Annotated in this window: 26 protein-coding genes and 1 pseudogene; 12 read left to right on the forward strand and 15 right to left on the reverse strand. The window is 73.8% G+C overall.

Annotated features, from left to right (window positions below; genetic code table 11):
• Positions 1-160 precede the first annotated feature (160 nt).
• Entirely contained in the window at positions 161-907 is a 747-nt protein-coding gene (locus ACFF45_RS31820) for an MBL fold metallo-hydrolase (RefSeq protein ID WP_381350315.1), read from the reverse strand.
• Positions 908-1,025: 118 nt separating this feature from the next.
• Positions 1,026-1,655, reverse strand: a complete 630-nt coding sequence (locus tag ACFF45_RS31825; protein WP_381350317.1) for an alpha-ketoglutarate-dependent dioxygenase AlkB — start codon at positions 1,653-1,655, stop codon at positions 1,026-1,028.
• Between the two features lie 247 nt (positions 1,656-1,902).
• On the opposite strand from ACFF45_RS31825, the pseudogene ACFF45_RS31830 reads away from it, so the two are divergent.
• Together ACFF45_RS31830 and ACFF45_RS31835 are read left to right on the forward strand one after the other, a co-directional pair.
• Positions 1,903-2,450 (forward strand): annotated as a pseudogene (locus tag ACFF45_RS31830) (TetR/AcrR family transcriptional regulator).
• Positions 2,451-2,470: 20 nt separating this feature from the next.
• Positions 2,471-4,144, forward strand: coding sequence for an FAD-binding dehydrogenase (locus ACFF45_RS31835; protein ID WP_381350359.1), 1,674 nt, complete (start codon positions 2,471-2,473; stop codon positions 4,142-4,144).
• Positions 4,145-4,178: 34 nt separating this feature from the next.
• Here ACFF45_RS31835 and ACFF45_RS31840 read toward each other — a convergent pair whose 3' ends face one another.
• Positions 4,179-4,529, reverse strand: coding sequence for a DUF488 domain-containing protein (locus ACFF45_RS31840; protein ID WP_381350319.1), 351 nt, complete (start codon positions 4,527-4,529; stop codon positions 4,179-4,181).
• Between the two features lie 108 nt (positions 4,530-4,637).
• Between ACFF45_RS31840 and ACFF45_RS31845 the strand changes: the two genes are divergently transcribed.
• Positions 4,638-5,378 (forward strand): hypothetical protein, encoded by a 741-nt coding sequence (locus ACFF45_RS31845; RefSeq protein ID WP_381350321.1) that lies wholly within the window; start codon positions 4,638-4,640, stop codon positions 5,376-5,378.
• Positions 5,379-5,479: 101 nt separating this feature from the next.
• Positions 5,480-5,929, forward strand: coding sequence for a DUF6098 family protein (locus ACFF45_RS31850; protein ID WP_381350322.1), 450 nt, complete (start codon positions 5,480-5,482; stop codon positions 5,927-5,929).
• A gap of 250 nt (positions 5,930-6,179) precedes the next feature.
• Here the strand turns inward: ACFF45_RS31850 and ACFF45_RS31855 are convergent, their stop codons facing one another.
• Entirely contained in the window at positions 6,180-7,079 is a 900-nt protein-coding gene (locus ACFF45_RS31855) for a LysR family transcriptional regulator ArgP (protein WP_381350324.1), read from the reverse strand.
• A gap of 92 nt (positions 7,080-7,171) precedes the next feature.
• On the opposite strand from ACFF45_RS31855, the gene ACFF45_RS31860 reads away from it, so the two are divergent.
• The gene (locus ACFF45_RS31860; protein WP_381350325.1) at positions 7,172-7,786 is read left to right on the forward strand and encodes a LysE/ArgO family amino acid transporter; all 615 of its coding nucleotides are present in this window, start codon (positions 7,172-7,174) and stop codon (positions 7,784-7,786) included.
• A gap of 96 nt (positions 7,787-7,882) precedes the next feature.
• Positions 7,883-9,181: an MFS transporter gene (locus ACFF45_RS31865; protein ID WP_381350326.1), complete on the forward strand. Its 1,299-nt coding sequence runs from the start codon at positions 7,883-7,885 to the stop codon at positions 9,179-9,181.
• Positions 9,182-9,292: 111 nt separating this feature from the next.
• Here the strand turns inward: ACFF45_RS31865 and ACFF45_RS31870 are convergent, their stop codons facing one another.
• The 3 genes from ACFF45_RS31870 to ACFF45_RS31880 form a co-directional block, all read right to left on the reverse strand.
• Positions 9,293-9,751 carry a cyclic nucleotide-binding domain-containing protein gene (locus tag ACFF45_RS31870; RefSeq protein ID WP_381350328.1) on the reverse strand — a complete coding sequence of 153 codons (459 nt, stop codon included), beginning with the start codon at positions 9,749-9,751 and terminating at the stop codon, positions 9,293-9,295.
• A 267-nt stretch (positions 9,752-10,018) separates the two neighbouring features.
• Positions 10,019-11,491 carry an aminotransferase class I/II-fold pyridoxal phosphate-dependent enzyme gene (locus ACFF45_RS31875; RefSeq protein WP_381350329.1) on the reverse strand — a complete coding sequence of 491 codons (1,473 nt, stop codon included), beginning with the start codon at positions 11,489-11,491 and terminating at the stop codon, positions 10,019-10,021.
• A 53-nt stretch (positions 11,492-11,544) separates the two neighbouring features.
• The gene (locus ACFF45_RS31880) at positions 11,545-11,766 is read right to left on the reverse strand and encodes a hypothetical protein (protein WP_381350331.1); all 222 of its coding nucleotides are present in this window, start codon (positions 11,764-11,766) and stop codon (positions 11,545-11,547) included.
• A 225-nt stretch (positions 11,767-11,991) separates the two neighbouring features.
• Here ACFF45_RS31880 and ACFF45_RS31885 point away from each other — a divergent pair, with 225 nt between their 5' ends.
• Both ACFF45_RS31885 and ACFF45_RS31890 read left to right on the forward strand, forming a co-directional pair.
• Entirely contained in the window at positions 11,992-12,390 is a 399-nt protein-coding gene (locus ACFF45_RS31885; protein ID WP_381350360.1) for an ATP-binding protein, read from the forward strand.
• Between the two features lie 184 nt (positions 12,391-12,574).
• Positions 12,575-13,441, forward strand: a complete 867-nt coding sequence (locus tag ACFF45_RS31890) for a SigB/SigF/SigG family RNA polymerase sigma factor (protein WP_381350333.1) — start codon at positions 12,575-12,577, stop codon at positions 13,439-13,441.
• Positions 13,442-13,628: 187 nt separating this feature from the next.
• Here the strand turns inward: ACFF45_RS31890 and ACFF45_RS31895 are convergent, their stop codons facing one another.
• Both ACFF45_RS31895 and ACFF45_RS31900 read right to left on the reverse strand, forming a co-directional pair.
• Entirely contained in the window at positions 13,629-14,999 is a 1,371-nt protein-coding gene (locus ACFF45_RS31895) for an NAD(P)/FAD-dependent oxidoreductase (protein ID WP_381350334.1), read from the reverse strand.
• Between the two features lie 202 nt (positions 15,000-15,201).
• Positions 15,202-15,588: an STAS domain-containing protein gene (locus tag ACFF45_RS31900; RefSeq protein WP_381350337.1), complete on the reverse strand. Its 387-nt coding sequence runs from the start codon at positions 15,586-15,588 to the stop codon at positions 15,202-15,204.
• Between the two features lie 220 nt (positions 15,589-15,808).
• On the opposite strand from ACFF45_RS31900, the gene ACFF45_RS31905 reads away from it, so the two are divergent.
• Together ACFF45_RS31905 and ACFF45_RS31910 are read left to right on the forward strand one after the other, a co-directional pair.
• Positions 15,809-16,180, forward strand: coding sequence for a PRC-barrel domain containing protein (locus ACFF45_RS31905; protein ID WP_381350338.1), 372 nt, complete (start codon positions 15,809-15,811; stop codon positions 16,178-16,180).
• Positions 16,181-16,223: 43 nt separating this feature from the next.
• Positions 16,224-16,700 (forward strand): ATP-binding protein, encoded by a 477-nt coding sequence (locus ACFF45_RS31910; protein WP_381350339.1) that lies wholly within the window; start codon positions 16,224-16,226, stop codon positions 16,698-16,700.
• 94 nt (positions 16,701-16,794) lie between these two features.
• Here ACFF45_RS31910 and ACFF45_RS31915 read toward each other — a convergent pair whose 3' ends face one another.
• On the reverse strand, positions 16,795-17,229 hold the full coding sequence (locus tag ACFF45_RS31915) for an ATP-binding protein (RefSeq protein WP_381350341.1): 435 nt from the start codon (positions 17,227-17,229) through the stop codon (positions 16,795-16,797).
• A gap of 352 nt (positions 17,230-17,581) precedes the next feature.
• On the opposite strand from ACFF45_RS31915, the gene ACFF45_RS31920 reads away from it, so the two are divergent.
• On the forward strand, positions 17,582-17,866 hold the full coding sequence (locus ACFF45_RS31920; protein WP_381350344.1) for a DUF4190 domain-containing protein: 285 nt from the start codon (positions 17,582-17,584) through the stop codon (positions 17,864-17,866).
• A 9-nt stretch (positions 17,867-17,875) separates the two neighbouring features.
• On the opposite strand, the gene ACFF45_RS31925 is transcribed toward ACFF45_RS31920, so the two are convergent.
• Entirely contained in the window at positions 17,876-19,780 is a 1,905-nt protein-coding gene (locus ACFF45_RS31925; protein ID WP_381350346.1) for an AMP-dependent synthetase/ligase, read from the reverse strand.
• A gap of 153 nt (positions 19,781-19,933) precedes the next feature.
• On the opposite strand from ACFF45_RS31925, the gene ACFF45_RS31930 reads away from it, so the two are divergent.
• Positions 19,934-20,167 (forward strand): DUF6480 family protein, encoded by a 234-nt coding sequence (locus ACFF45_RS31930; protein WP_381350348.1) that lies wholly within the window; start codon positions 19,934-19,936, stop codon positions 20,165-20,167.
• A gap of 430 nt (positions 20,168-20,597) precedes the next feature.
• On the opposite strand, the gene ACFF45_RS31935 is transcribed toward ACFF45_RS31930, so the two are convergent.
• The 4 genes from ACFF45_RS31935 to ACFF45_RS31950 all read right to left on the reverse strand — a co-directional run.
• Positions 20,598-21,686, reverse strand: a complete 1,089-nt coding sequence (locus ACFF45_RS31935; protein ID WP_381350350.1) for a glutamate--cysteine ligase 2 — start codon at positions 21,684-21,686, stop codon at positions 20,598-20,600.
• A 106-nt stretch (positions 21,687-21,792) separates the two neighbouring features.
• The gene (glgB, locus tag ACFF45_RS31940; RefSeq protein WP_381350352.1) at positions 21,793-24,030 is read right to left on the reverse strand and encodes a 1,4-alpha-glucan branching enzyme; all 2,238 of its coding nucleotides are present in this window, start codon (positions 24,028-24,030) and stop codon (positions 21,793-21,795) included.
• A gap of 6 nt (positions 24,031-24,036) precedes the next feature.
• Positions 24,037-25,419 (reverse strand): maltokinase N-terminal cap-like domain-containing protein, encoded by a 1,383-nt coding sequence (locus ACFF45_RS31945; protein WP_381350354.1) that lies wholly within the window; start codon positions 25,417-25,419, stop codon positions 24,037-24,039.
• Between the two features lie 28 nt (positions 25,420-25,447).
• Positions 25,448-25,758: alpha-glucosidase C-terminal domain-containing protein (locus ACFF45_RS31950; RefSeq protein ID WP_381350356.1), on the reverse strand; the 311-nt coding region annotated here is incomplete at its 5' end.

Consider the following 25,758-nt stretch of genomic DNA (forward strand, 5'->3'; position numbering starts at 1 on the left):
GCGAGCGTGCGTGCCGGGCGTCGCGACGGGGCGAACGTTGCCTGCCGCGGCACCAGGGGGTGCCGATCGCCCCGGGGTCCGTCCGGTGCTCCCCGTCCGCGTGCCGGGCCTCGCGACGCCAGGTGCCGCGCCGGGCGGTCGCGGCGCCCGGCCGGCCCCCTCAGGCGGCCCGTTCGCGGGCCCGGCGGGCGGCGTCGGGCACGGCACCCCGGTGGACCGGCCCGTGCCCGGGCAGCAGCACCTCGGCCGACAGCCCCTCGATCAGGTCCAGCGAGGCCAGGGCGCGGGCCCGTTCGTGGTGGAACATGTCGGGCAGCAGCTGGGGGCCCTTGACGCGGGTGGTCGCGTGGCCGCTGACCAGCGCGTCGCCGGAGATGACGACCCCGCTCCCGGGCAGGTGGAACACGCAGTGCCCGTCGGTGTGGCCGGGGGTGTGCACGGGGACCGGGCGCCCCGGCAGATCCAGCGGGCCCGCCGCCGGGAACGGCTCGGGCGCGGCGACCGGGACGTGCGCGGTGCCGCCCGACCGGATCGCGTGCACCGCCCACGGCAGCACGCCCGGACGCCAGCCGTTGCGCAGCACCCGGCCCACGGACACCTGGTGCAGGAACTCCCGGCGCGCGTGCGGCACTTCCGCCTCGTGCAGGTACACGGGCGTGCCGTACGTCGCGCGCAGGTACTCCGCCGAGCCGAGGTGGTCGTTGTGGGCGTGGGTGATCAGCACCGCGGCGACCGCCTCCGGTGAACTGCCCACCGCCGCGAGGGAGCCGAGCAGCCGCTGCCGGTCCCCGAGGTAGCCGGTGTCGACCAGGGTGACGGCGTCCCCGTCCTTGAGGATCACCCAGTTGGTGTCGCTGCCGTGCACCAGGTAGGTGCCGTCGGCTACTTGCTGCACGTCTGCCCGCATGATCGTCCCGTAGGTGAGGTCCGCACCCGACCCGGACAGCAAACCAGACCGGACGGCCGATGCCGGCCCGGGACCCGCCTTCGCCGGCCCCGGGCCCGGGACGACGGGTGCCGCCGGCTCAGTTCACGCCGTGCGGGCGGAACTGGACGCTGATCCGCGGCCCCGCCGCCCGCGTGGACTTGGGCACGCAGTGCTCCCACGTCCGCTGGCAGGAGCCGCCCATCACGATCAGGTCGCCGTGCCCGAGCGGCCGCCGGACGGTCTCGCCGCCGCCGTGCGCCGGGCGCAGCAGCAGGTCGCGGGGCGCGCCGACGGAGAGGATCGCGACCATGGTGTCCTCGCGGGCGCCGCGCCCGATCCGGTCGCCGTGCCAGGCGACGCTGTCGCGGCCGTCGCGGTAGTAGCACAGGCCCGCCGTGGCGAACGGTTCGCCCAGCTCGTCGGCGTAGTGCGCGGACAGCGCGTCCCGGGCTCCGGCGAGCACCGGGTGGGGCAGCGGATCGTCCGCGCGGTAGTACGCCAGCAGCCGGGGCACGTCGACGACGTGGTCGTACATCGTGCGGCGCTCGGCCCGCCACGGCACCTCGGCCGCCAGCTGTTCGAACAGCGGGTCGGAACCGTTCAGCCACCCCGGCAGTACGTCGATCCAGGCGCCGGAGCCCAGGGCGGTGCGGCGCAGCCCGTCGAGCGGGCCGAGCCGGACCTCGTCGGTCTGGTCGAAGAGCGAACCCTGGAGGTGCGTGGCCATGCCCTCAGCGTACCTCCTATTCGAATACATGTTCCATAAAGAGATCGCGGCGAGATGCGCGGTGCCGTGCCGCCGCGGCGGGATCCGGGCGGTCACGACCCTTTCGACACCTCTCCGTATCGCATACGTTCGCGTATCGAACGGGGGGCGCAGATGGAACACCCGCCCGGCCTCCTGGACGCCGCCTTCGCGGGGTGCGGGGCCAAGGGCCGGTCGTCGGCGGTGCGGTCGCGCTCGAGGCGCGGGCCTGGCCGAGGGCAATGCGGTTGGCGGGCGGGTGCCGATCGAGGAGGTGCGCGCCGCCGCCGGGTACAGCCGGGGCGCCTTCTGCTCGCACTTCACCAGCCTGGACGAGCTGTTCTCCGCCCTCTGCCGGCAGCGCGCCGACCTGATCGCCGAGCAGGTCTCCGGGGCGCTCGCCCAGGACGGCCCGGACCTCGACGTGCCCGCCGCCTTCCACCGGGTCACCGAGGCGGGCCTGCTCGACCTGGACCGGCTGCTGGTCAACACCGACTTCCTGGTGCCCGCCGCCCACGACGCGGCCGTGGCCCGGACGCTGCTGGAGCACCGGGCCCGGCTGCGCGGCGCGATCGCCGAACGGCTCGCCCGCGCACCGGGCCGCACCGCCCTGCCCACCGCGTCCGGCGGCGTCGACACCGCCGCCCACGCGCTCGTCGCCGCGTACGGCGAAGTCACCGCCCAACCGCTGCTGGACAAGGACGTCGAGCACGCCCGCGCGTGGCTCGAGCACTGCTCACCGCCCTGCCGGCCGACGGCAGCGGCACACCTCGATGAGCCAGGAAGGGACGATCGCCATGGAGGCCGACGTCATCGTCGTCGGAGCGGGCCTGGCCGGCCTGGTCGCCGCGCACGAACTCACCAGCCGGGGCCGCCGGGTGGCGCTGGTCGACCAGGAGAACGCCGCCAACCTCGGCGGGCAGGCGTTCTGGTCCTTCGGCGGGCTGTTCCTGGTCGACTCGCCGGAGCAGCGGCGCCTCGGCGTGAAGGACTCCTTCGACCTCGCCTGGAACGACTGGCAGGGCAGCGCCGGGTTCGACCGGGTGGACGACGAGGACTCCTGGGCGGTGCGCTGGGCGCGGGCCTACGTCGAATTCGCGGCGGGGGAGAAGCGGTCCTGGCTGGCGGGGCACGGCCTCACGTTCCTGCCCACGGTCGGCTGGGCCGAGCGCGGCGACCTGCGCGCCCACGGGCACGGCAACTCCGTGCCCCGGTTCCACATCGCCTGGGGCACCGGCACCGGGGTCGTGGAGCCGTTCGTGCGGTACGCCCGGCAGGCCGCCCGCGACGGGCTGCTCACCTTCCACCACCGCCACCGGGTCGACCACCTCGTGGTCGAGGGCGGTGCCGTCCGCGGCGTGCGCGGCACGCTCCTGGCCGACGACGACTGCCCGCGCGGCGTCGCCTCCCGCCGCGACGCGACCGGCGACTTCGCGCTCACCGCCCAGGCCGTCGTCGTCACCACCGGCGGCATCGGCGCCAACCACGACATGGTCCGCCGTCACTGGCCCGAGCGGCTCGGCACCCCGCCCGCCGAGATGGTCACCGGCGTCCCCTCCTACGTCGACGGCCGCATGCTCGACATCGCCGCCGAGGCGGGCGTGCGGCTGGTCAACCGCGACCGCATGTGGCACTACACCGAAGGGCTGCGCAACTGGGACCCGATCTGGCCCGGCCACGGCATCCGCATCCTGCCCGGTCCGTCCTCGATGTGGTTCGACGCCCTCGGGCGCCGCCTGCCCGCCCCCTGCCTGCCCGGTTACGACACCCTCAACACGCTCAGGCACCTGCGCGCCACCGACGACCTCGCCCGCCACGACCACTCCTGGTTCGTTCTCACCCGGCGGATCGTCGAGAAGGAGTTCGCGCTGTCGGGGTCCGAGCAGAACCCCGACATCACCGCCAAGGACCGCAAGGCCTTCCTGCGGGAACGCGTCCTCGGCAAGGGCGCGCCCGGCCCGGTGGCGGCCTTCCTGCGCAACGGCGCCGACTTCGTGACCGCCCCCACCCTCGGGCGACTCGTCGAGAAGATGAACGGCCTGACCGCCGAGCCGCTCCTCGACGCCGAGGTGATACGGCGCCAGATCGAGGCCCGGGACGCGCAGATCGCCCACCCGTACAGCAAGGACGCCCAGGTGCAGGGCATCCGCAACGCCCGCCGCTACATCGGCGACCGCCTCGGCCGCGTCGCCACCCCGCACCGCATCCTCGACCCGGCGGCCGGACCCCTGATCGGCGTCAAGCTGCACGTGCTGACCCGCAAGACGCTGGGCGGCATCCAGACCGACCTGGACTCCCGCGCCCTCGGTGCCGACGGGCGGCCCGTCGACGGGCTGTACGCGGCGGGCGAGGTCGCGGGCTTCGGCGGGGGCGGCGTCCACGGCTACAACGCGCTGGAGGGCACCTTTCTCGGCGGCTGCCTCTTCTCGGGCCGTGCGGCGGGCCGGGCGGCCGCCCGACAGGCCGGCTAGTGCCGTGGCCCCAGGACCCGGCCAGGACCTCTTCTCAGGGCCGCAGGAGGCGGGCCAGCACCGTCGCGTGGCCCGTCTCCAGGTTCTTCGAGGCCGTCACCAGCGTCACCGTGCCCTCGGCCACCAACGCGCGCACCCGCCCGAGGAGTTCCGCCGCCCCGGGCTCCGCCAGCTCCGCCTCGTAGCGGCGCGCGAACTCCTCGGGCGAGCCCTCGCCCGCGTGGTACCAGCGGCGCAGCTCGGTGGAGGGGGTGAGCTCCTTGGGCCACTCGTCCACGCGGGCCGCCTCCTTCGCCAGGCCGCGCGGCCACAGCCGGTCGACCAGGACGCGCACACCGTCCTCGGGCTCCGGCGGTTCGTAGACACGGCGGACGCGGACACTCATGCGGGAGCCTTTCGAAGGGCGAGAGGTGTGACGGGAGCGTACGCCGGGCGGGTGGACGGAGCCGTGGAACCCGGCGGGTTCGTCACCTGTGTCGGCCAAGGTCGACGCATGACCAGACGCACCTGCCGGTTCCTGCTGCCGGTCGCCGCCCTGCTGCTCGCCGGATGCGGCGCCCCGGACCCGGACGAGGCCGTGCCCCCGCCCGGGCCCGTCGCCTCCGAGGCCAAGGCGCCCGGGCCCGGTCACTCCCTCGGGTCCGCCCCGCGGCCACTGCCCGGGCTCGGCCCCATGACCCGGGCCCGGGTGCCCGCCGACGCCCGCCAGGCCGTGGTGGTCACCGGCCGCGGCAAGGACTCCCCGGAGTCCGAGGCGGTCCTGTACGAGCGCACTCCGGCCGGCTGGCGGGCGCGCGGGGGCTGGCCCGCGCACAACGCGCTCAACGGCTGGACCGACGACCACCGGCTCGGTGACCTGCGCTCACCCGTCGGCGTGTTCACCCTCAGCGACGCCGGCGGGCTGCTCCCCGACCCCGGGACCCGGCTGCCGTACGACCACTCGGTCGCGTTCACGGCGACCGGTTCCGGCTTCGAGGGCGAGCCGCTGGCCGGCTCCTTCGACTACGTGGTCGCCATCGACTACAACCGCCGGCCCGGCACCTCGCCGCTCGACTGGTCCCGGCCGTTCGGCTCCGAGCACGGCGGCGGCATCTGGTTCCACGTCGACCACGGCGGGCCGACCCAGGCCTGCGTCAGCCTCGGCCGGGCCCACATGAAGGAGCTGCTGCGGGCGCTGGATCCGGACCGGCATCCCGTGGTCGTCATGGGGGACGCCGTCTCACTGGCCCGCTGAGCGCCGCACCCCGCCGGCCGGCAACCGGAAGGAAATCATCCGGTTCCTCTCGCCGGATGCGGGGTACTCCGGTCGCCGGACGCCGAGGAGGGAGGGCGGCCATGAACACGACGGACGATCTTCCGGTGGTACGCACACTCGCCGAACTCGCCGGGCTCGTCGAACGGCACCGGGGCCTGTACGTCCGCTGGTCGCGCGGCCCGGCGACCGACCTCGCGTCGGTCTCCAGCGTCGACGAGCTGACGGGCGTGCCGATGCCGGGCCTGTCGGCCAACCCGCTGGACGTCGAGGAGTGGTGGGAGGGGCGGCCGGTGGAGCTGTGGGTGGCCCGGCGGCTGTACGACTACGCCCACCTGCCGCACGAGAAGGGGCCGGGCGTCCGCCCCTGGGTCCTCAAGGGGCACGAGCGGGGCCGGGGGCCCGACAACGAGCCGCTGGTGGCGGACGTGGAGCCGCTGCGCTGGGTGGAGGACGGCGTGATCGAGGCGGCCCGGGCGGAGGTGCGCCGCCAGGAGAACGCCTGGGGGCCGCTGCGCCGGACGGGGCGGTGATCAGGGGGAGGACGGCCGGGGGGTGCTGCGCCGGGCCGGGCGGGGTGGTGGGCGCTGCGGGGCGCCCCTGGTGGTGCGCCGGCGGAAGAACGCCTGGGGCCGCTGTGCCGGACGGGTGGCGGGTGCCTCGTGGCGCCTCGGGTGGTGGTGCCGGGGTGGCGGGCGCTCGGGGTCGTCCTGGGGCGGTGGTGCGTGGGCAGGGGAACGCCTGGGGGCCGCTGCGCCGGACGGGGCGGTGGGGCGGCCCGGGTCACGCCGGGCGCAGCGCCTCGGCGGCCGCCTCCGTCACCGCCCGCGCCACCACCGCCAGCGCGGGCGAGTCCAGCTTCCACTGCTGCCAGTACAGCGGCACGTCCACCGCCCGGCCGGGCGCCAGCGGGACCAGGCGGCCCGTGGCCAGCAGCGGATCGGCCTGGACTTCCGGGAGTACGCCCCAGCCGAGGCCCGCGGCGACGGCCTCGACGAAGCCGTCCGAGGTGGGCACGTGGTGCCGGACCGCGCTCGCGCCCCCGCTGCCGGGCCGCAGCCGGCGCACGAACGCGTCCTGGAGGTCGTCCCGGCGGTCGAAGACCACGACCGGCGCCGCCGCGAGGGTCTCGTCCAGCGGTCCGTCCAGATGCCGCGCGGCGAAACCGGGGTGGGCCGCGGCGACGTAGCGCATGACGCCGAGCGCGCGCACCGAGCAGCCCGGCACGGGCACGGACGACGACGTCACCGCCGCCATCACCAGGCCCTCGCGCAGCAGCGCCGCCGTGTGGTCCTGGTCCTCGCGGCGCAGCTCGAAGCAGAGCCGCAGCTCCTCGGTGGCCCGCGAGAGCGCCGGCAGGAACCAGGTCGCCAGCGAGTCGGAGTTCACCGCGACGGAGACCCGGGTCGCCTCCCCGGCACCGCTCATCCCCAGATCGGCGCGGGCGTCCCGCTCCAGCCGGGCGAGCTGACGGGCCAGCCGCACCACGATCTCGCCGGACTCCGTCGGCCGCACCGGCTTCGTCCGCATCAGCAGGATCCGCCCGGTGCGCTGCTCCAGGGCCTTCACCCGCTGACTGACCGCCGACGGCGTCACGTGCAGCGCGGCGGCGGCCGCCTCGAAGGTGCCCTCGTCGACGACCGCCAGCAGGGTCCGCACCTGGTCGAGCGGAAGCTCCGTCATCGGCTGCCCTCTCCGTCGTCCATTAGCCGCCCTAAGGATACGTAAGAATCTTTAGCTGGACGGTCAGTGATCGCCTTCGTAGCGTCGACGGCATGTCCCACGCTCTCTCCGCCGCGGCCGCCGGCTTCGGCACCGGTCTGTCGCTCATCGTCGCCATCGGGGCCCAGAACGCCTTCGTCCTGCGCCAGGGGGTGCGCCGCGAGGCGGTCCTGACCGTGGTCGCCATCTGTGCCCTGTCCGACGCCGCCCTGATCGCCCTGGGGGTCGGTGGTGTCGGCGCGGTGGTGGCGGCCTGGCCGGGCGCGCTGACCGCGGTCGGCTGGATCGGCGGTGCCTTCCTGCTCGGCTACGGCGCTCTGGCGGCCCGCCGGGTGGTGAAGCCGCAGGGCGCGCTGCGCACGGAGGGGGAGACCGCGGGCTCGCGCCGGCGGGCGGTGCTCACCTGTCTGGCGATGACCTGGCTCAACCCGCACGTGTACCTCGACACCGTCTTCCTGCTGGGCTCGCTCGCCGCCGACCAGGGCCCGCTGCGCTGGACCTTCGGGATCGGCGCCGCGACGGCCAGCCTGTGCTGGTTCGCCGCGCTCGGCTTCGGCGCCCGGCTGCTCGGCCGCCGGCTGGCCCGGCCGGCCGCCTGGCGGGTGCTGGACGGGCTGGTCGCGGTGACGATGACCGTCCTCGGTGTCACCCTCATCGCCGGGAGCTGAGCCGAGGGGCTCCCGGGGCCGGCGGTGGCGGGCCTGCGATAGTGATCCACGGTTTTTCGAAAGTTGTAACGAGCAATCGAAGCAGTCGGGAAGCGCGTGGACACCAGCGAGAGCAGTACCGAGCACCCCACCGAGGAGCCCCCACCCGCCCGTCCGCCCGGGCGGGGCTGGCGGCGCTGGGCGATGGACACCCGCCCCCTGCGCCGCCCGGCCTACCGCCGGCTGTGGGGCTCGACCGTCGTCACGGCCGTCGGCAGCCAGCTGACCGCGGTCGCCGTGCCCAAGCAGATCTACGACATCACCGGCTCCTCCGCATGGGTCGGCTATGCCGGCCTCGCCGGTCTGCTGCCGCTGGTGGTGTTCGCGCTGTGGGGCGGAGCGGTCGCCGACAGCATGGACCGCCGGAAGCTGCTGCTGATCACCAACAGCGGCATCGCCGTCACCTCGGTGCTCTTCTGGCTCCAGGCCGTCACCGGTCTCGACTCGGTCGCCGTGCTCATGGTGCTGCTCGCCGCCCAGCAGGCCTTCTTCGGCCTGAACGCCCCGGCCCGCAGCGCCTCCGTCGCCCGGCTGGTCCCCGACCACGAACTCGCCGCCGCCAACGCCCTCGGCTCCACGGTCATGCAGACCGGCCTGGTCGCCGGGCCGCTGCTGGCCGGCGCCCTGATCCCGGTCATCGGCCTGCCCGAGCTGTACCTCATCGACGCGCTGGCCCTGTGCGTCGCCGTCTGGGCGGTGCTGCGGCTGCCCGCCCTGCCGCCGCTCGCCGTCACGGTGACCCGGCGGGCCGGCCTGCGGGAGATCGCGGCGGGGTTCCGGTACATCGCCCTGCACAAGGTGCTGCTGCTGTCCTTCCTCGCCGACATCGTCGCCATGGTCCTCGGCATGCCCCGCGCCCTGTTCCCCCAGCTCGCCGCGGAGACGTACGCCTCCTACGGCGAGGGCCTCGCCCTCGGCCTGCTGTTCGCGGCCATCCCGGTCGGCGCGGTGGCGGGCGGACTGCTCTCCGGCACCTTCTCACGGGCCCGGCGGCACGGCTGGATGGTGATCGGCTCGGTCGTCGCCTGGGGCGTCGCCATCACCGGTGCCGGGCTGAGCGCCGGCCTGTGGGTCGCGGTGGCGTTCCTGGCCGCCGCCGGGGTGGCCGACATGGTCTCGATGGTGTTCCGGAGCGCGATCCTGCTGTCCGCGGCGACCGACGAGATGCGGGGCCGGATGCAGGGCGTCTTCACGGTCGTCGTCGCGGGCGGCCCCCGGCTGGCCGACGTCCTGCACGGCACGGCCGGCTCGGCCTTCGGCGCGCGCACGGCCGTGGTGGCCGGCGGGCTGCTGGTCGTCGCCGTGATGCTCACCCTGGCCGCGGCGATCCCGGACCTGCGCCGCTACCAGGTCTGACGGCCCGCCCCACGCCTCCGCGCCCCCGCAGCCCGCGTAGCCCCGACGAACCCCGCGGTCCCCGCCGCCGCGTCGCCGACCCGTCCGGACAGCACACCTGGACGGGCCGACCTAGAGGCCGCCGCCGCGCCGGTGCATGGAGTACTGCTCCATCAGCTGGCCGCGGGTCATCTCCAGCCGGTGCGCGAGGATCTCGGCGACGATGCGGACCAGGGACATCCCGAGCTGCGGGTCCTGCTCGCACAGCGCGAGCACCGGCTGCGCCTCGAACTCGTAGGCGCGGACGGGGCTGAAGGCCTCCGCGCCGAAATCCCACTGGTGCGGCGGGAACAGCCACGACCAGCCCAGCAGGTCCCCCGCGCCGAGGCTCGCCACGGTCACCCGCCGCACGGGCGTCACCTGCTGGTGCAGCGATACGGCGCCGGAGCGGATCACCCAGAAGCGGTTGGCCGCGCCGCCCGCCTCGAAGATCCGGGTGTCCTCGGGGAAGGACACCTCCCGCGCCAGCGTCATCAGGCGCTGTCGCTGCGGCGGGGGCAGGGCGGTCAGCAGTTTCGTCGCTTTGGTCATGGCGCGAAGCTCCTCGCCGGCGGTGGAACCCAGTCCTCTTCCTATGCCCATTTCAACGGCTGGGAGCCCACGGAGCACCTCGGCACATGGAGAAGCCCTGGCTGGACGGGGGAGGCCAGCCAGGGCTGTCAGAGGTGGCGGACGGAGGAGGGGGATGTCGACCCCGTCACCACGTATGAAGGAACAATAAGCCATCTTTCGGTGTGTTACCCACCTGTAAGCCGGTCACGTGACCGGTTTCACTTCCCGGGCCCCGCGGCTGTGAGGTCACCCCTCCGCCGTGACGCGGACCGTCTCCAGCCGCGGGTCGCTGGGGTCCGGGAGGTTCATGCCGGCGGCCAGGCCGGTGCGCAGATAGCGCAGCACCGGCTCATCGAGCCGCTCGCCGGGCAGCACCGCCGGGATACCGGGCGGATACGGCGTGATCATCTCGGCGGCGACCCGCCCGGCCGCCTCGGACACGGGCACGTCCTCCGTCGGGCCGAAGAACGCGTCCCGCGGCAGGCTCACCTGCGCCAGCCGCAGCTCGGACGGCGGTGGCACGTCCACCCGGGGGGCGGGTTCCAGATCGGCCGCCGCGGCCGCCAGGCTTTTGAGCGCGGCGAGCAGTTCCCCGGCCGTCTGCGGATCGTCCGCATGGGTGAGCTGCGCGCCGATACGGCGGTGGTCGGTCAGGTGCGCCTCGATGTTGCCGTGCGCACGCAGCCAGTCGGCCGCCTGGTAGCCGGTGATCCCGAGACCGTCGACGTCGATGACGACGGGCAGCGGGTCGAAGTCGTCGGCCAGGTCCGGGCCGCAGAAGTCGGCGCGGTCGTTGACGTGCAGCCCGTCGATCGCCTCGACGGCGGCCCGGACGTCGGCCGCGAGGCCGAGCGCGGCGCCCATGAGAGCGTGCCCGCGCAGCGCCATCTGGCGGCGCCAGCCGTCCAGTCCGGCGTAGATCAGCGCCGACGGGCTGGTGGTGCCGAGCAGGTCGGCGCGGAGCTTCAGCAGTTCGGGCGGGACCAGGTCGCCCTGCAGATGGAAGACCGAGCCCTGCTCCAGGCCGCTGCCCATCTTGTGGATGCTCGTCACGCAGATGTCGGCGCCCGCGTCCATCGCCCAGGACGGCAGGTCCGGATGGAACGGCAGGTGCGCGCCCCACGCCTCGTCCACGATCAGCGGCACCGACCGCCGGTGGCAGACCTCGGCGATGGCCCGCAGGTCCGCGCAACCGCCGTACGGGGTCGGGCTGGTGACGAGCGCGCCCTTGGCGTCCGGATGCTCGGCGAACGCACGGGCGAACTCCGCGGCGGACGGCGGGTGCGCCAGATGCCGTTCGGCGTCCCAGCGCGGCTCGACCCACACCGGCTCGACCCCGGACAGGATCAGGCCGGACACCACGGACTTGTGGGCGTCCCGCCCGATCAGCAGCTTCTCGTGCGGGCCGGCGACGGCCAGCATCGCGGCCTTGACGGACAGGGAACTCCCGCACGTCGTGAAGAAGGTGTGGTCGGCGTGGACGGCGTCGGCCATCAGCTTTTCGGCCCGCTCCAGCACCCGCCCCCGGTTGAGGCGGTCGTCGAGCCCGCCCGACGCCAGCACGTCCCCGAGGAAGACGGCGTCGCCCAGCACCTCCCGCACCGCGGGGTCGGCGCCGCGGGCCTGCTTGTGCCCGGGCGGGGCGAACGACAACCGCCCGGTGCGGCGGTACTCGGCGAGGGCTTCCAGTACGGGTGCTCGGGTGTGATCGACGGACATGGGGAGCGGGTGCCCGCCGCCCGGGCCGTCAATCCGGCTGCCCGGGTGAGCGGTCAGCCCACCTCGGAGTGCCGGCCGGGCGTCAGGATCTCGTCCAGCACCCTGAGCACCGCCTCGTAGGTCAGCCGCCGCACCGCGGCCTCGCGGGCGCCGGCCGGGTCGGTCGGCTCCAGTTCCTCACTGCGCGTGCGCCATGCGCGTTCCTCCTGTTCGGCACAGGCCCGGCCGCGCTGGATGCGCCGCAACAGCTCGTCTGCGTCCACGACATCGGTCATGTCCTATCCCCTACCCCCACGCCGGGCATCGATGGCAGCGACACGGGTTTGGTGTGCCCCAAGGGGGTGAGCCGACTCATGAGGGCAGCGCCGGACAGACCCGTTTCTTTCGATTCGACGGTTGCTCTACCAGCCGATCAGTCAGGGAGCTGAGAAGTGAGCGCGCAGCAGTGGACCGCACCCGTGGGCGAACCGGCCGACCAGGTCCGCCCCGGCCCCAGTGGAGTGTGCCGACAGGCCGACGGCGGACCGTGCCGTCCGGCCGACGTGCGCCGGGCCGTACGGCACGCGGTGGCCGGGCGATGCCGGGCCACCGGGACCCCGTGCGACGAAGGGGCGCTCTCGGACGCGCTCCTGGTCGCCTCGGAACTGACCACCAACGCCATCCTGCACGGCGGCGGCGTCACCGGCGTCGACGTCGACGTGGTCGGGCGCGAGGTGCGGGTCTCGGTGAGCGACCGCAGCGACCGGCTGCCGGAACTCGTCGCGCCGGTCGACGAGCAGGGGCGGCGGCGGGCCGGGGGACGCGGCTGGCCGATCGTCTGCCGGCTGGCGCGCGACGTCCGGGTGGCCGGCCTCCCCGCGGGCGGCAAGCGCATCACCGCCGCGCTGCCCCTTTTCTGAGCGAGCTTCGGCCGTCCGGAGTTTGCCCCTCCGGTGCCCGGGCAGACGCATTTTCGTGCTTCGGACCGGAGGCGCGCCAGCGGGGAGCGGTATGTGCTCCGGGGCCTCCGGGTGATCGGGGCCGGCACCCTTCCCGCGGACATTCCCTGAAGTCCCTGAAAAGACCGTTCAGGAGCGATTCCGCATGCTCATCGACATGTCGACAAGCCGTCCCGGCACGCCCGACTCCACCACCGTGCCCGCCCAGACCAGGCGGCGCCACGACGACGCCCCCGAGACCGCGGACCTCTTCTCCCGGCTGTGCACGCTGGAGGAGGGCCCCGAGCGGGACGCCGTACGCGACGAACTCGTCACCGCGTGGCTGCCCATGGCCCACCGCATCGCGGGCCGGTTCCGCGACCGGGGCGAGTCCCTGGAGGACCTCAAGCAGGTGGCGGCGCTCGGGCTGGTCAAGGCGATCGACCGGTACGACCCCTCGCGCGGTGCCTTCGAGAGTTACGCGGTGCCGACCATCACCGGAGAGGTCAAGCGGCACTTCCGTGACCGGATGTGGGCCCTGCGCGTGCCGCGGCGCGTGCAGGAGCTGCGCAACAAGGTGCGGGTGGCCCGCCGGGAGCTGGCCCAGAACCCGGGCGCGCCCGAGCCCACCGTCGCCGAGATCGCCGCGCACACGGGGCTGACCGAGGACGAGGTGGCCACCGGCGTGGAGGCCCTGGAGAGCTTCAGCACGCTCTCCCTCGACGCCGAGCTCTCCTCCGACGAGGACGGTTACAGCCTCGCGGACACCCTGGGGGCACCGGACGGCTCGTACGACGTGGTGGTCGACCGCGAGTCCGCCAAGCAGAGCCTGCGCAACCTGCCGGAACGCGAGCGGGCCATCCTCTACATGCGCTTCTTCGAGGACATGACGCAGAGCCGCATCGCCGACCGGCTCGGCATCTCCCAGATGCACGTCTCCCGCCTCATCAGCCGCAGCTGCGCCCGGGTCCGCGACGAGGCTCTCGGCAACCGCACGGGCCGCACGGGCACCAACGGCTCCACCACGGCCTGACCCGCCCGACACCCGACCGGGCCCCGCGCTCAGCGCGGGGCCCGGTGTCGTCGTGCCGCCGCCGTCGTGCTGCCACCAGGACGACCAGGGCCCGGAAGGGCCAGGCAATCCGTGCGCGGGCCCGGACGCGACAACGGGCCCGCCCCGGACCGGTCTGTACGGTCCGGAGCGGGCCCCGGCGTCGCCTCTACGCCGGTCCTGCCCCCTCCACCTGGGCCCGCACCTGCTCCGGCGAGAGGTAGGCGTTGGTGTACTCGAAGTCCTTCAGCTTCGCCGGGCGGCGGGCCTGGAAGCCGGTGCGGACGAAGTCGTCACCGGCGACCGCGTTGAGCAGCCAGTTGGTCATCACGCGGGTCTTGGCCACGTTGGTGCGCAGCGCCGACCAGTGGTAGCCGCGGGCGACGGCCTGGGCGGGCAGGCCGCGCAGCTCGACGCCGAGCGGCTTGGAGACCGCGTCGCGGCCGCCGAGGTCGACGACCAGGCCGAGGTCCTTGTGGACGTACGGCTGCATGGGCTGGTCGCGCAGTGTCGCGATGACGTTGTCGGCGACCTTCCGGCCCTGCCGCATCGCGTGCTGAGCCGTCGGCGGGCACACCGCCCCCTTCTCGCCCTTGGCCTCGTCCGGCACCGCCGCGGCGTCGCCCAGCGCGAACACCCCGTCGTGGCCCGGCAGGCACATCTCGGCGGTGACCGCGAGCCGCCCCCGCACCGTCTCCGCGCCCAGGGTGGCGATGAGCGGACTGGCGACGACGCCCGCCGTCCAGATCAGCGTGCGCGTGGGGACCACCCGGCCGTCGGTGAAGGTGACCTCCTGCGGTCCCGCCTTCTCGACGGACACGCCGAGCGAGACCTCGACGCCGCGCCGGCGCAGCACCTCCTGGGCGCTGCGCCCCAGCTTCTCGCCCAGCTCGGGCATCAGCTTGGGCGCGATGTCGATCAGATGCCAGCGGATCAGCCGCGGGTCCAGCCGCGGGTAGCGCTTGACCGCGTTGCACGTCAGGCGCTGCAGGCAGGCCGCCGTCTCGGTGCCCGCGTAGCCGCCGCCCACCACCACGAACTGCAGTCGCGAGGCCCGCTCGGCCGGGTCGTGGCTCGCGTCGGCGAGATCCAGCTGCGAGATGACGTGATCACGGACGTAGGCGGCCTCCGCCAGCGTCTTCATCCCGAAGGCGTTGTCGACGAGCCCCGGGATGTCGAACGTCCGCGTGACGCTGCCCGGCGCCAGCACGATGTAGTCGTACGGTTCGTTGACGATCTCGTCGGTGATGGTGCGGATCACGCACACCTTGGCCTTGAGGTCCACCCCGATGGCGCCGCCCGGGATGATCCGCGTGCGGTACCTGCGGCTGCGGCGCAGGGACACCGCGATCGACTGGGGCGTGAGCACGCCGGAGGCGACCTGGGGCAGCAGCGGCAGATACAGCTGGTAGGCGAACGGCGTCACCAGAGTGACCGCGGCCTCGTCGGGGGAGAGGCGGCGCTCCAGACGCCGTACGCACTCCACTCCCGCGAAGCCCGCGCCCACCACCAGGATCCTGGGTCGTGTCACGATGTCCATCCCTTCCGCGGTTCCGGGCGGTCTGCCTCGACGCCATGCGCGTGCCCCTGGATCGCGGCTTCGCACCTCGTCGATCCCACCGTGCCCGGAGCCGCTGCGCCAGTCGGACGCGGCAGCCAGACGAGTGGATGCACCACCAGCATGCGCGCCCCGGCGGCGATCCGCGCCGGTCGGACGGGGCCGCCGGTCGGGGCGGCCGGCCTCACGCCTCCGCGGCCGGCGCCGCCTGCCCGTCGATCAGCGCGAGCGCCTCGTCGAAGTTCTTCGACACCGGGACGGTGATGCTGACACCGGTGAGGTCCAGCACCCGCTGGACCGGAGGCGTGGGGGAGAGGATGTGGACGCTGCCCCCGGTACGGCGGGTCTCCTGGTAGATGCGCAGGATGATGTTCATGCCGGACGAGTCCATGAACGGCACCTCGGAGACGTCGAGGACGAAGTGGCGCCGCCCGTGGTGCAACTGGTTGGCCAGATGGTGCTGGAACTCGGTCGCGGTGTCGACGTCCAGATAGCCTTCGACCCGCACCAGGGCGACGTCCTCCCGCGGCAGCGTGACCTCGACGGACAGGGGGTTGTGGGCAATTGTCACGAGTACCTCCAACAAGGCTGACGGCCAGGGCTGGTTACCCCGCTCGGCGCACCCGATGCACGCCCAGGTCGATCGAATTCCGGTGATCCGGCACGTCGGTCGATCCGGGCCGCGCCTACCCCCGCACGGGCCGTTCATGCGCCGCGCGGGCCGCCGAATGGCGTCGGGGGTCGGGGGTAGTTGGAGCTGTGGACACAGGCGCGAAGGAGGAGTCAGCAGCGTGACCATCGACAGAATCTGGTCGTACACACCGGGCACCGGCCATGTCGAGGGCCAGGACCTCACGGGGTTCACCGTCGACGGCACGGACGGCACGCTCGGACACGTGGACCGGCTGGCCGACCCGCACGGCATGCGGCATCTGGTCGTGGACACGGGCGTCTGGGTGTTCGGCAGGAGTGTCCTGGTCCCCGTGGGCCTGGTCACCGGGATCGACACCGAGCACCGTACGGTCTCGCTGGCCTGCACCAGGTCGGAGGTGAAGGAGGCCCCGCGCTTCCGCACCGACAGCGAGACGCTCGACCCGCACTATCTGACGACGGTCGGTGACTACTACGGCAATCTGCCGCCGCGCGAGCCGACCACCACCTGACCCGCCCCGAGCGGGGCGCGGAGCCGAGGAAAGACGACAGCTCATGGACCGAACCGACGTCGCAGCCCCCGCTCACCCCGGCCACCGGACCCCCGGGAACGGGCACCCGGCGGCCTCCGTGCGCACCGCGGCCGAGGCCCGGGCCCATGCCCGGTCGGTGGTCCTCGGCGAGTGGAACTCTGCCTCCCGCACGGCACGCGAGCAGGACGTCGTCGATCTGCAACTGGTCGTCTCGGAGCTGGTCAGCAACGCCGTCCGGCACGGTGGCGGGCTGGCCGGCTTCGAGGCGGCGGCCACCGCGCAGGGCGTGCGCCTGGCCGTCCGCGACCACAGCGCGGCCGTTCCCGCCGCTGCCTTCGGGCCCGGCGACCTGCCCGGCGACCACCGGGGCAGCGGCTACGGCTGGCCGTTGATCATCCGCCTGGCCCGCGACATCTCCGTCGAACCGCGCCCGGAGGGCGGCAAGACGATCCGTGTGCTGATCCCTCTGCGGGCCGAGGAAGACCGGAGGGCCGGGTGACCCGGCGCGGCGACCTGGGGGCAGCCCGGCGCGGCGATCCCCGCCGCGTCGCGCACCGGTACGGTGACCCTCCGCACGGAGGGAACACCCCGGCTCACCAGGGCAGGAACACGTGGATGTCCTTGCCGTGGTCGTCACTCACCACGCTGACCTGGTCGCACAGCGTCTGCACGAGGTGCCACCCGATGCCGCCGCCTCCGGTGTCCGGGTGGAAGGGGCGGGGCGCCGGGGGCGTGCTGCTGGTGTCGTGCACCGTGATGTGCACGCCGTCGTAGGTCCGCCGTATCCGCAGGTCGAAGGGGCCCGGTGCGTACTGGACCGCGTTCGCGGCAAGCTCCGTGACGACGAGCAGGATGTCGTGCCAGCACTCCGGGGTCGCGGGAGGTGCGGTGCGGGCCAGGTCACGGAGGAAGCTCTCCGCGGCCAGGCGCGCCCCGGTCACGTCCTGCGGTTCTCCCGGGAAGCCGGCCGTCCGGCTCGGGATCCCTTGGCCAGACAGTGTCTCGTCCCAACGCGGCTCGGTTGCCATGTCGCCTTTCCAGCCCCTCGGTCGCAAGGCTGCGCTTCTGTCTCTCGGGTCGCACTCTGCGGGTTCCCGTACCCGTGGGGCCTACGCGTCCCTCAGCCCCGGAGTACCCGATTCGGCGGGTGCAAGCCCTTGCCGGCGCGAACACCGTACCCGCTCCCGCAGCAGGCGGTGGCACCCAGGGCGCGAAGAGATCCGCGCGGCCGAAGTGCCGGGCGAAGAAAGCCCTGCGACATGTGCCCCGGCGGCCGTGCTTTTGGGGCAACTCGTCAGGACGTGCGGGGCGTTGACGGGCACTCGAAGAGCACGGAAACGGTGGAGACACCCCTGTGATCCCCCTGTCGGAGGAAAAGTGATGAGCGGTTACGGTTCCCCCGCCGCGTCTCCCGGGTCCCCCACCAACGGCCTGGCCATCGCAAGCCTCACCTGCGGAATCATCGGCCTGTTCCTCTTCGGTGTCATCCTCGGGCCGATAGCGATCGTGCTCGGCGCCGTCGGCGTGCGGCAGGCCTCCGCCAAGGGCGGCGGTGGCATGGCCAAGGCCGGGGTGGTGCTCGGCATCCTCGACCTGGTGATCTTCGTCGCGCTGCTGGCCCTCGCCGCCTCCGAGGGCGGAGTCAGCTGGTACGTCGGCGGCTGACCGGGCGGCTCACCGGAACACGCTGTCCGAGTCGTCCCAGTCGACGGGATCCGGTGGCGTGGCCAGCCGCGGCGGGCGCGAGCGTGCCTGGTACATGGCGTCGATCTCCTCGGCGTAGTGCCCCACGATCGCGTCCCGCCGCAGCTTCAGCGAGGGCGTCAGCAGCCCGTTGGCCAGGTCGAACGGCTCCGGCAGCACCCGGAACACCCTGATCGACTCCGGACGCGACACCGCGCTGTTGGCCGCCGCGACCGCCCGCGCGACCTCGTCGCGCAGCGCGTTCTCCTCGCGGGCCTCCCGGACCGGCGCGTCGCCCTGCAACGCCAGCGCCGCCCGCCAGTGCGCCAGGAAGTCCGGGTCCAGCGTGATCAGAGCGCCCACGCAGGGCCGGTCGTCGCCCACGACGACGGCCTGGTGGATGAGGGGATGCATCCGCAGCCGCTGCTCCAGCGCCGCCGGGGCGACGCTCTTGCCGGTGCTGGTGACGACGACGTCCTTCTTGCGGCCGGTGATCGTCAGATAGCCCTCGGAGTCCAGCCGGCCCAGGTCGCCGGTGGCCAGCCAGCCGCCCCACAGCGCGGCCCGCGTCGCCCCCTCGTCGTTGACGTAGCCCTGGAACACCGACGGCCCGCGCACCAGGATCTCCCCGTCCTCGGCGATGCGGATCTCCGTGCCGGGCAGGGCCTGCCCGACCGTGCCGGACTTCTCCCGGCCGAGCGGCTGCACCGTCACACCGCCACAGGTCTCGGTGAGGCCGTAGCCGTCGTGCAAGAGGATGCCGATGCCCTCGTAGAACAGGGACAGCTCCCGGTGGAGCGGCGAGCCGCCCGAGGCCCCCCGGCGGACCCGGCCGCCCAGGGCGGCCCGCAGCCGGCGGTACACCGTCCGCTCGTACACCGCGTGCTGCAGCCGCAGCTCCAGCCCGGGCCCGGCGCCCCGGCCGAGCCGCTGCCGCTCGGTGGCCGCGGCGAAGGCCCGCGCCGTCCGTGCGGCCCGCTCGAACAGGGCGCCGCGGCCGGCCTGCTGGGCGGTGCGCAGGAAGTTCTTGTACATCTTCTCGAAGACCGACGGCACGGCGTAGAAGTACGTCGGGCGGAACGAGCGCAGCGCCGACGCCAGCGCCTCCTGGCCGGGGTCCGGCTCGTGCGCCATCAGCAGCCCGCCGCGGATGCACAGGCCCTGGATCATCAGGCCGTACACGTGGGAGAAGGGCAGGAAGGCCAGGACCCGGCCCTGCTCGCCGGGCGGCGCCGCGGTGTGGCCCCAGCCCGCCAGCAGTGTGTCGCACGGGCTCGCCAGGCCCCGGTGGCTCAGTGCGCAGCCGAGCGGGCGGCCCGAGGTGCCCGAGGTGTAGGCGACGACGGCGGTGGAGTCCGGCAGCACGATGCGGCGCAGCGAGTCCACCGTGAGCGCCGGCAGGAACGCGCCGCGGTCCGCCAGCTCCCGCAGCGCCCCCGCGTCCAGCTGCCAGACGTGCCGCAGCGCGGGCAGTCGCGCGCAGACCGGCCCGACGGTCATCACGCCCTGCTCGTCCTCGACCACCAGGGCCACGCAGCCCGCGTCCCTCAGGATCCACTCGACCTGGTCGCGGGAGGAGGTCGGATAGATCGGCACGACCTCCGCCCCCACCGCCCACAGCGCGTGGCTGAGCACCGTCCACTCGTACCGGGTGCGGGCCATGATCGCCACGCGGTGGCCCGGCGTGATGCCGCACGCGACCAGCCCCTTGGCCACGTCGACCACTTCGTCGCGCAGTTCGGCCGCCGTGACCTCCTCCCACTCCGTCGCGGCGGGGTCGGTGCGGCGGGCGATCAGCGGCCGGGCCGGCTGGTCCGCCGCCAGGTCGAAGAGGCTGTCGGCGAGCCCGCCGGTCAGTGGTGGGACGGTGCGGGGAGCGAGGGCGACGTCGCGCATGCGCTGCTCCTGACGTGTACGGGCCGTGACCTCGCCGACGAGCACGGTTATCGACGCTGGTCGAATCTAGCCCAGGTCAGAGCGTTTGGTGCGGGGAACGGAGAACTGGCCCCGGTGTTGATGATCTCGGCCGGTTCGGGGGACTCGGTCGGCATGAGTCACACCAATCCCGATCCCGACCCCGACCGCTCCACCGGCCTGGAACCGGGCGGCGCCGTTCCCCCCGGGGAGACCCCGCCCGCGGAGAGCAGCATGCCGGGCGCCCTGCCCAGGGATACGCACAACCCGACCAAGGGCTGGGCCAAGGCACCGCTGACGATCATCATCGTCCTCGCCGTGCTGGTCGCGGCCTTCTTCCTGGCGTACGGCCTGATGCTGATGCTGTGAGGCCTCGTACGGCCGGCCCTGGCGTGCCGACGCTCCGGGGCCGGTGCGACCTGCCCCGGAGCGCTCACACTCCGGGGCCCGTCCGGCCGCCCGAGCGGCACCCGGCCCCGCCCCGCCGGCCGGTCCGGGGTCCGGCGCCGCTCCCGGCGCGGCGGAAATCCTCGTGCCTCGCCGTCGCCGCCGACGCGCGGGCACTCCTGCGCCCAGTCACCCCGGCCGAGCGCGTCACCCCGGCCGAGCCCGTCACCCCGGCGCGCGGCGGAACGTCTGCGCCGCGTCGGCGCTTCCGGCGCGGCGGAAGCCCCCGCGCCTTGTCGTTGCTTTCGGCGTGGAGGGGAGACCTCTGCGTCTTGTCGTCGCCGCCGGGGCGCGGGCGTCACCCCCGCGCCCAGCCACCACCCCCGGTCCCCAGTCCCCCCGGCCCGCGGCCTCACCCCGTGGTGAGCCGTGCGCACCCCAGGACGACCTCGCGCAGGCTCCCCGTGCGCGCCAGCAGGTCGCGCTGCACCCGCGCCCCGTTGCCCCGCCGGAGCAGCTCGGCGCAGGTGTCCTTGACCTGCTTCAGGTCGCCGGTGTCCGCGAGCGCGTCCCCGACGTGCTCCAGGAGGGCCGCCACGACCGCCTCGGCGGGCGCCGGCCGCATCTCCGCCGGGTGCAGCAGCTCCCCGGTGAGCCCGGAGCGGGCCGCCCGCCAGGCGGCGAGGCGCAGCACGCTCACGCTGTGCCCGGCCGGCTCCCGGCCCGCCCGCCACTCGCGCGCGGCCGTCTCGACCAGCCCGCGGGCGAGGGTCGCGACGAGGACGGCGGTGTCCGCGTGCAGGCACACGTCCGCGACCCGGAGCTCGACCGTGGGGTAGTTCCGGGCCAGCCGGACGTCGAAGTAGAGCATGCCCTCGTCGAGCAGCGTCCCGGTGGCCATCATGTCCCGGACCCGCTGGTGGTAGCCGTCGGCGGAGCCGAACAGCTCGGTCGGCCCGGCGGACGGCCAGCGCTGCCACACCCGGCTGCGGTAACTGCTGTAACTGGTGTCCTTGCCCTGCCAGAAGGGCGAGTTGGCGCTCAGCGCCGTCAGCACCGAGAGCCACGGCCGCACCCGGTCGACGACCGCCACGCCCTCCTCGTCGGACTCCACGGCAACATGGACATGGCAACCAAGGACGAGCTGCTCCCGCGTGGCGATGCCGTACTCGTCCTCCATCCACCGGTAACGGCGGTGCGCGCCCACCGCGGGCTTGACCGGCAGCGGCGAGGTGGCCAGCGCGGCCACCGAGCACCCGATCTCCCCGGCGTTGCGCGCCGCCTCCCGGCGGCAGCGGACGATCTCCTCGCCGAGGTCCGCCATGTCCGTCTGCGGGTGCGTGTTGAACTCCAGCATCTGCTCGTGGAGTTCCTTCTCGAAGACGAAGGTGCCGGCGTGGTCATGCGCGGCCCGCGCCAGCACGGCCGCCGACCGCGCCTTGGGTTCCCCGCTCTCCGGGTCCACCAGGAGGAGCTCCTCCTCCACTCCGACAGTGCGCACGTCACGCGGCCTTTCGTCGACCTTCCACGACGGCGGGGGCCCCGCCGTACGTCTCCGAATGCCCCTGGAGGGCCACTCGACACCTGAAGGCCGGCGACGGCCGCGGTCAGACCGGGCGCAGCCAGACCGTGGCCAGGGGCGGCAGGGTCAGCCGGACACTCGCCGGACGCCCGTGCGACTGCTGTGCCTCCGCCTTGACCGGATCCCGGTGGACGTCGCCGCCGCCGCCGTACCGCGCCGCGTCCGTGTTGAGCACCTCCCGCCAGGCGGGCACGTCGTCCGGCACGCCGAGCCGGTAGTCGTGCCGGACGGCCGGGGAGAAGTGGGAAACCGCCAGCAGCGGCTCGCCCCGCTCGTCGTAGCGCAGGAAGGCGAAGACGTTGTCGTCGGCCGCGTCGCACGTCACCCACTGGAAGCCGCCGGGGTCGGTGTCGCGCTGCCAGAGCGCCGGCGTGCCCAGGTAGCGGGTGTTGAGGTCGCGGACCAGGTCCTGCACCCCGCGGTGATCGCCCGCGGCGCAGTGGCCCGGGTCGAGCAGCCACCATTCCGGCCCGTGCTCCACGGACCACTCGCCGCCCTGCGCGAACTCCTGCCCCATGAAGAGCAGCTGCTTGCCCGGGTGGGCCCACATGAAGCCCAGGTAGGCACGGTGGTTGGCGCGGCGCTGCCACCAGTCGCCGGGCATCTTGCTGACCAGGGCCCGCTTGCCGTGGACGACCTCGTCGTGCGAGATGGGCAGCACGTAGTTCTCGCTGTACGCGTAGATCATCGAGAAGGTCATCTCGTGGTGGTGGTACGTGCGGTGGACCGGCTCCTTGCTCATGTACTGGAGCGAGTCGTGCATCCAGCCCATGTTCCACTTCAGCCCGAACCCCAGGCCCCCGCTGTCGGTCGGCCGGGTCACCCCGCCCCAGGCGGTGGACTCCTCGGCGATGGTCACCACGCCGGGGTTGCGCCGGTAGACGGTGGCGTTCATCTCCTGGAGGAACGCCACCGCGTCCAGGTCCTCCCGCCCGCCGTGCTCGTTCGGCGTCCACTGGCCGGAGTCGCGCGAGTAGTCGAGGTAAAGCATCGAGGCGACGGCGTCCACCCGCAGCCCGTCGATGTGGAACTCCTCGCACCAGTACGTGGCGTTGGCGACCAGGAAGTTGCGCACCTCGGTCCGCCCGAAGTCGAACTCGAACGTCCCCCAGTCCGGGTGTTCGGCCCGCTGCGCGTTCCCGGGCTCGTACAGCGGATCCCCGTCGAACCGGGCCAGCGCCCAGTCGTCCTTCGGGAAGTGGGCCGGCACCCAGTCCATGATCACGCCGAGGCCGGCCCGGTGGCAGGCGTCGACGAAGTACCGGAAGTCGTCGGGGGTGCCGAGCCGGGCGGTGGGGGCGTAGAAGCCGGTGACCTGGTAGCCCCAGGAGCCGCCGAAGGGGTGCTCGGCGACCGGCATCAGCTCGACGTGGGTGAAGCCGAGGTCCTTGACGTAGCGGGGCAGCTCCTCGGCGAGCTGCCGGTAGGTGAGCCCCGGCCGCCAGGACGGCAGGTGGACCTCGTACACCGAGAACGGCGCCCGGTGCACCGGCGTGTCCCCGCGGTGCGCCATCCAGTCCTGGTCGCCCCACTCGTGGTGCGAGGCGGTCACGATCGACGCCGTCTCCGGCGGCACCTGCGTGCGGCGCGCCATCGGGTCGGCCTTCAGGAACCGGTGGCCGTACTGCGAGGTGATCTCGAACTTGTACGGGGTCCCCTCGCCGATGCCCGGCAGGAACAGCTCCCACACCCCGCAGGCGCCCATCGAGCGCATCGGGAAGGCCGTGCCGTCCCAGTGGCAGAAGTCGCCCGCGACCCGCACCCCGCGGGCGTTCGGCGCCCACACCGTGAAGCGGGTGCCGGTCACGCCCTGGTGCGTCATCGGCTCGGCACCCAGCGCCCGCCACAGCTCCTCGTGCCGGCCCTCCCTGATCAGATGCAGGTCGAGCTCGCCGAGGGCGGGCAGGAAGCGGTACGGGTCATGGACCTCGTGCTCGTCCTCGCCGTACGTCACCACCAGCGTGTACTGCGGGATCGTCTCCGTCGGCAGCACGGTGGAGAACAGGCCGTCGCCCTCGGAGGTGAGGGCGACACGCTCGGTGCCGATCCGCACGCCCACCGCGCGGGCGAACGGCCGCAGCGCCCGTACGGCGATCCCGCCGGGCACGGGGTGCGCGCCCAGCAGGGCGTGCGGGTCGTGGTGGGCACCCGCCAGCAGGCGCCCGCGGTCGGCCGGGTCCAGCTCCGGCGCGCTCCCGCCGCGCCTCCGGGCCGACGGGAGCGGCCCGCAGGCCTCGGGGGATGAGATGTCGCGCAGCGCCACGGCTCTTCAGTCTCCTCTCACGGCGAGTCGTTCGATCGCCGCCATGGGTACGGGGAGCCAGTCCGGGCGGTGCCGGGCCTCGTACAGCACCTCGTACACCGCTCGGTCCGTCTCGTAAGCACGCAGCAGGCCGTGCTTCTTGCGGGGGTCCCAGCCGGCCCGGGCCGCGTAGCCCGCGCAGTAGGCCTCCCGGCAGCGGCGCGCCCACTGCGGACGCCAGGGCCGGCGCTGGCGGGCCGCGTAGTCGAAGGAGCGCAGCATGCCGGCGATGTCCCGGACCGGGGACTGGGCACTGCGCCGTTCGGCGAGCGGACGGGACGGCTCGCCCTCGAAGTCGATCACGAACCACTCGCGGCCCGCCCGCAGCACCTGCCCCAGGTGCAGATCGCCGTGGATGCGCTGGGCGGGCGGCCCGGCATCGCACGTCAGCAGCGCGCTGAACGCCGACCGCAGCCCGGGCACGAACGGCCGCAGCCCCGGGACGCTGTGCGCGGCGGCGTCCAGGCGTTCCGTCATCGCCGCCGCGGTACGCCCGTTCTCGCACCGCCCGCCGGCGGCGAACGCCGCGGCCAGTGCCAGATGCACCTCGGCGGTGGCCCGGCCCAGTGCGTGCGCCTCGGCCGTGAAGTGGCTGCCGGTGGCGAGCGCGTGCAGGGCGAGGGTCCACCCGTCGGAGGCGTCGCGCAGGAACGGCTGCAATACGCCGAGCGTGGCCTCCTGCGGCTGGGTGGTGCGGAACCAGGCCACCGGCGCGGGCACCCGGCCGCAGTCCTGCCCGGCCAGCGCGCCCGGCACCTCCAGGTCGGGGTTGACGCCGGGCTGGATGCGCCGGAAGACCTTGAGGATGAACTCGTCGCCGTAGACCAGCGAGGAGTTCGACTGCTCGGCGTCCAGCACCCGCGGCACCAGGCCGGCCGGGACCGGCTTGGCCGGGTCGGCCTCGAAGCGCAGCGGGCCGGCGCTGCCGGGGTGCCGCAGGCGTTCCAGCAGCAGTTGCGCCGAACGGAGGTCCTGGAGGGCGTCGTAGACCGTCAGCCCCGCCAGCGGGCCGTCCTGCGCCCGGCCGATCAGGGCTCGCCCCAGACGCGGCGACGGCTGCTCGCGGACGCCCAGGAACAGCTGGTAGCAGTCCCCGGGCGGCGGGGTGCCGCCGGGTGAGGGCACCCCCGCGAGATGGCTGTGGCCGCCCGCGTGGCCGGCGTGCACCAGCAGGTGCAGACAACCCGGGAACAGCTCCGTCAGCGACAGCAGGCGCAGCTCCGTGACGGGCCGGTCCTTGCCGGCGAACCAGCGCTGCCGCGGCAGCCACTGGCGCAGCAGCCCGTCGAGCGAGGTCATGGACGCGGTGAGCCCGCTGTCGCTCGGCCGCAGGGATGCGGTCTTCGTCATGGTGACGCCTCCTTTCGTCGGCGCACGCTCACAGTCGTCGGCCGATGCGAGATGCGACTCGGACGAGCCGGAACCAGTAGAAGCCGTGGCCCCCGAGGGTCAGCAGGTACGGCAGTTCGCCGACGGCGGGGAAGCGCACCCCGCCGAACAGCTCCACGGGATGCCGGCCGGCGAACTCGCGCAGGTCCAGCTCGGTCGGCTGGGCGAACCGGGCGAAGTTGCTGACGCACAGCACCAGGTCGTCCTCGTACTCCCGCAGGAAGGCGAGGACCGCGGGATTCGACGACTGGAGTTCGGTGTACGAGCCGAGTCCGAAGGCGGGGTTCTGCTTGCGGATCT

The organism is Streptomyces cinereospinus (assembly GCF_042430725.1).
Taxonomy (GTDB): domain Bacteria; phylum Actinomycetota; class Actinomycetes; order Streptomycetales; family Streptomycetaceae; genus Streptomyces; species Streptomyces cinereospinus.